Origin of the sequence: Vibrio nigripulchritudo ATCC 27043 (assembly GCF_000222685.1) — a bacterium.
GTDB classification, from domain to species: domain Bacteria; phylum Pseudomonadota; class Gammaproteobacteria; order Enterobacterales; family Vibrionaceae; genus Vibrio; species Vibrio nigripulchritudo.
In genome coordinates this window covers 1-4,596 of record NZ_AFWJ01000143.1, presented here as the reverse complement: position 1 = coordinate 4,596, position 4,596 = coordinate 1, and the positions used below count along the sequence as shown (strand labels likewise).

The 4,596-nt window shown below is 47.4% G+C and carries 3 protein-coding genes; 2 read left to right on the top strand and 1 reads right to left on the bottom strand.

Annotation, left to right across the window (positions count from 1 at the left end):
- Positions 1 to 570 (bottom strand): Mur ligase family protein (locus RH89_RS13055; protein WP_004402520.1); only part of this gene is annotated, 570 nt, incomplete at its 3' end.
- Positions 571 to 720: 150 nt separating this feature from the next.
- Here RH89_RS13055 and RH89_RS13050 point away from each other — a divergent pair.
- Together RH89_RS13050 and RH89_RS13045 are read left to right on the top strand one after the other, a co-directional pair.
- Positions 721 to 2,613, top strand: coding sequence for a sensor histidine kinase (locus tag RH89_RS13050; RefSeq protein ID WP_139063281.1), 1,893 nt, complete (start codon positions 721 to 723; stop codon positions 2,611 to 2,613).
- 363 nt (positions 2,614 to 2,976) lie between these two features.
- A partial coding sequence (locus tag RH89_RS13045) for a cellulose-binding domain-containing protein (protein WP_004402514.1) occupies positions 2,977 to 4,596 on the top strand: 1,620 nt, incomplete at its 3' end.

Genomic DNA, 4,596 nt, shown 5'->3' with positions numbered 1-4,596 from the left:
GAACGGGCAATCTCCATGCCATATATAGCCGTTAAGGTTGAGCGATAATGTGTTTCCCTCTAGCCGACCAAACCATCCGGCAGTGAGTGTTGAGTAGGCAAACAACTGAGCGTTCAATCCAGCACTCTGGCTTGCATCGACCCATTTGGGGTGCATGGGATCTTGCTGGTTAATCCACACATCAGCGCCAGCTTTACAATGCTTCAGCAGTTTGAGTTTGGCATTGAGGTAGTCTTCGAGGGTGGGGTGGTAGTCCAGATGATCGTGCGTTAAGTTGGTAAAGGCAGCACAGTCGAACTCGAAATGTTGGTATTGCCCAATTTCTATCAGGCGACTAAAACACTCCATCAGACAGACATCCACCTGATTTTGTTCGGTGAGATCTAGAATGAATTCGTGAACCCGTTGGCTGGAATTGCAATACCAGGGGACTTCTTCAAACTCCCCATCCAACCCCACCCCTAATGTGCCCCAACTGGCTGCATGAATACCAAGCTTGGAAAGCAACTGTCTTGCCAACTCTACGCTGGTGGTTTTGCCATTAGTTCCGGTAACCGCTGCCCATTTCATTATCGAATCCTTTCGAATCAGTTGATTTGAGTGACTGGATATTTACGTTACGCGGATAAGGGGGATTCACCATCCCCAGTTTTAGGGGGACTTGGTTGCAGAGTGGATAGAAATGGCAGTAGACTGAGTTTTTATAAAATAGTAAACGGTATGCAATCGAGCGAAAGGACATCGCTGAACAGACCTGAAAGCGCATCTCGGGAAGTATTGGTGCGCTTGGCGATCATTGTTTTGGTGCCTGTTGTGGCAATTTACGCACTGGTATCGCTGCTACGGTATGGCGATCTCGTTTCTTTACCGTCAGTGCAGTCAGGCGTGCTGGTTCTTAAAGACAATGAAACCACCAAGCTGATAGATGTCGCTCTACCTCATAATTACAGCCAGCACCTCAACTTTTCTTATGGCGAGTATCGGATCTCACTTCCCAGAGTCGATAAAGATTCGAATGCGACCACAGCTATTTTTTTGCCGCCTTTTCGTGACACTGCCGAGTTTTACTTGGGCGAGCAGTTGATCTGGCAGACGGCACCGATTGCTCATTCCCGCGATTCTATGATGCCAAGGTTTCGCTATCGCCCTTCCTATCACGAGCTACCTAATTCGCTATTTGAAGCGGCGGAATTGCCGCTCACTGTAAAAATAGCGTCCAGTGGCGGGCTGCAAATGCCCGAGATTTTTTACGGCACACCAGAGCAGGTGAAGCCTTACTATCAGTTTCAGTACTGGTCGCAGATTGGGCTGCACATTGTGATGCAGTGGCTGACTCCGCTGATTACATTGTTTTACCTGCTGCTGTGGTGGTTTCGACGCAACAACACTGAGTACCTTTTCTTTGCGCTAGGCTTTGCTTGCTGGGCAATGAGCAATATGACATTTACGGTGTCATCGCTGCCTATTTCCCAACAAACTTACTGGATGACAACGGTTACGGTTCAGCCTTTCCTGACCTTGTTTATGATGCTGTTTTTGCATCGCTGGTATCAGCTTAAACGCCCGTCTGTCGAGTTAATCGTAAGTGTGGCGACATTGGTTCTGGCGGCATCGTCTTTCGTGCTTTATGAATATGAACCGACCAAGCTCTGGTGGCGGTTTAACGAAAGCGCCTTACGTGGGTATGTTGCGTTGAGCTCGGTGTATATCGGCTATGTATTGGTGACTCAGGCATTATTCAATCGCAGCAAAAGTGCCTTGTTACTTGCTACGGCAGGAATGATTGGTGTGGTATCTGGGATATTAGATTCGCTGGATGGGATGCAGCTTCTGGAGATGCATTTCCCGCTAAGCGCCCATGCAAACTTACTTATCTTTCTGACATTGTGTGTGCTTCTTATCTACCGATATGCCAGTGCACTAAACCGCAGTGAAGAGTTGCAAAGAACCTTAGAGCAGAAAGTAGTGGAAGCGGTCGCGTTGTATAAAAAAGAGCAGGCAGTGGCGCACGATCTGGAAAAGAAACAGGCATTAATGGATGAGCGTCAGAGCCTGCTTTCTGACATGCACGATGGGTTAGGCAGCCAACTCGTTGAGCTGATTACGTTACTAAGAGTGCCGAACACCAACCAAACCGATATTCAGCTCAAAGCAACCCAATGCCTGAACGATTTACGCCTGATTCTTGATTCACGTAACCCGCTCTTCGATGCGCAATTCAGTGTGTTACTCGGGCAATGGCGAGCCCGAATTGAACCCGTACTTCAAGCTGCCAATATAGAACTGGAATGGTTTGTGGAGTGTGAAGACAGCGCCGTGACTCTTACACTACAGTCCAAACTGGACTTGTTACGCATTCTGCAAGAACTGATTACCAACGTCATCAAGCACGCTGAACAAGCCACAAAAGTGAGCTTTCAGTGCATTCAAAACAACTCCGAGCTCATCATTCAGGTTCAGGACAATGGAAAAAATTCCAAAGACTCTGTTGATAAGAAATCTGATGGATATGGTTTGTCCTCGATTCAAAATCGAGCAAAAAAGATGAATGGTCAGTTTGATTTTGAGCTGAAAAAAGAAGGGGGAATTGCGAAAGTGACAGTACCTTTGTAGAAACTTCAAAGGGTTAGGTGACAGGTCTTACTTCCATCTGTTTTGACTTAGATGAAAGCCTCACGTCTTTACTGAACAACAAGCTGCAAGAGGGGACATTGCATTCATAACATTAGTCACAAATCTGATAATCATATAAAAAATCATGAGATTTATGACCCTGCTGGGCAATGTGCAATTCGGTTTTCTTCTATATACATTTCCACTGTGCAGTCACTCGAAAAGTATCACTGCTAAGTAAATACTCATTTGAGTGCGTCGCCAACTCTACGCAACATGTAAGTTGATCCAATAAAGCGGCTTCGAGCAAAAAATGGAGCTGATAACGTTGAACATCTTACATCTGAGGTGCGAGAAAATTTAATGACTATTTTCAAGAAGAATAAACTCATTTTTGCCGTTTCTTTAGCCGTTGGCACAATCAGCCCAGTTAGCGCATTAGCCGCTGATGCGTGTGCCAACATCAATGAATACCCGAACTGGACTCACAATGATTGGGCGGGTAACCCGAACCACGCAAAAACTGGTGCTCAGATGCAATACCAGGGTAAAGCGTACACCGCTAACTGGCACACTACGTCTATTCCGGGTTCCGATGGTTCTTGGACGTTTGCTTTTGACTGTGCGGGTACGGATCCTGGTCCGGGTCCGGTTCTTGGTGATGCCACTCTGCTTATCCGTAAAGACCCAGTGAACTTAGAAGTGGCGGGCTGGCCAAGTAAGCTGGCTATCGGTACGTTCACAGATAACTCAGCGACGCTAAATGGTGCGCTGGCAAGCTCTAAAGTCGATTCTGTATTCAGCGTCGTGACTAATGCGGCGGATGTGCTTGCAACACTTAAGCAGTCAAGAGAAGTAGAAAAAGTGAATGGCGGTGAAGCCATCGTACCCGTAGCGGCTGTTTCTACCGCATCTGGTCTGGGTGATGCCGACATTCTGACTTACACGAATCTGGTTGCGCATTATCAAAACCTTATCCAGATTGCCGCTCAGGTTCAGGTATTTAAAGACAGTGCTCACGCATCTCCGGGTTCTATCGTTCTAAACGAAGATTTATTGGCAACGTGGCAGGCGAACCAAGACACAATTTTCGCGACCACATTTGGTGTTGATGGCGCATTTACGGAAGTACAGGTTAAGCGTGCACTGCGTGAAGCGATCACTAATGCGGGTACACTAACAGTAACGAACGCGGCAGGAACGTCGCAAAGTATTTCAAGCCTGTACAACCTGTCGGCTATCGATACGGCAGTGACAAAACTGGAAGACAACATTAAGGGTTGGGTTGCGTCTCAAAACTTTGTGATTGAGCAGTTTGCCAAAGACGCGTCTTACGGTTGGTCACTAAGCGTTTCTAACCCGGGTACAACAAACTGGGTTCACAAAGACTACGCTGGTTTGCGCTCAACATGGAATGCGGCATCTCAGTCTGTGGTTTCATTTGTGAACTGGACAGGCGCTTACGCAGATGCGGCAGCGAAGCCTGACTTCCTGGTATTCAAGCAAAGCAGCAACAATGGTCTTTCCAATGCAGGTCGTGCAGAGCACGCATTTGGTCCTGTCGCATGGGATAACTACCTTGTTTATGTTAAGCAGGTGACCGATTCCATCAATGTACCAGCAATGTTGTACAAACTGCCGGGCGCACATCTGGCTACCAATTCACAATCTGGTAACTATGACGTGGCAACTCAGGCTGGTACTGCAGCCAGCTTCTTCATGGGTGATAAGTCTCTGGGTAAAACATCGGCTAACCTTCGCAGCGATGTTGCATCGATTGCTCTAGACAGTGCTACCTACGGTGTTTCTTCTGTTGCTTCTTTGGTTGAGCAGGAATCTCATGACTGGGGCGTAAGCCAACTTCGTCGCGCGGCTTACAGCAACGTATTCTCTATTCTTTGGGGAAGTGACACATCGACGCCTGTTGTTTCTGCCACAACAAACACCGACTGGCTGAAAGGCAAAGTGGCGGCATATCAAGCC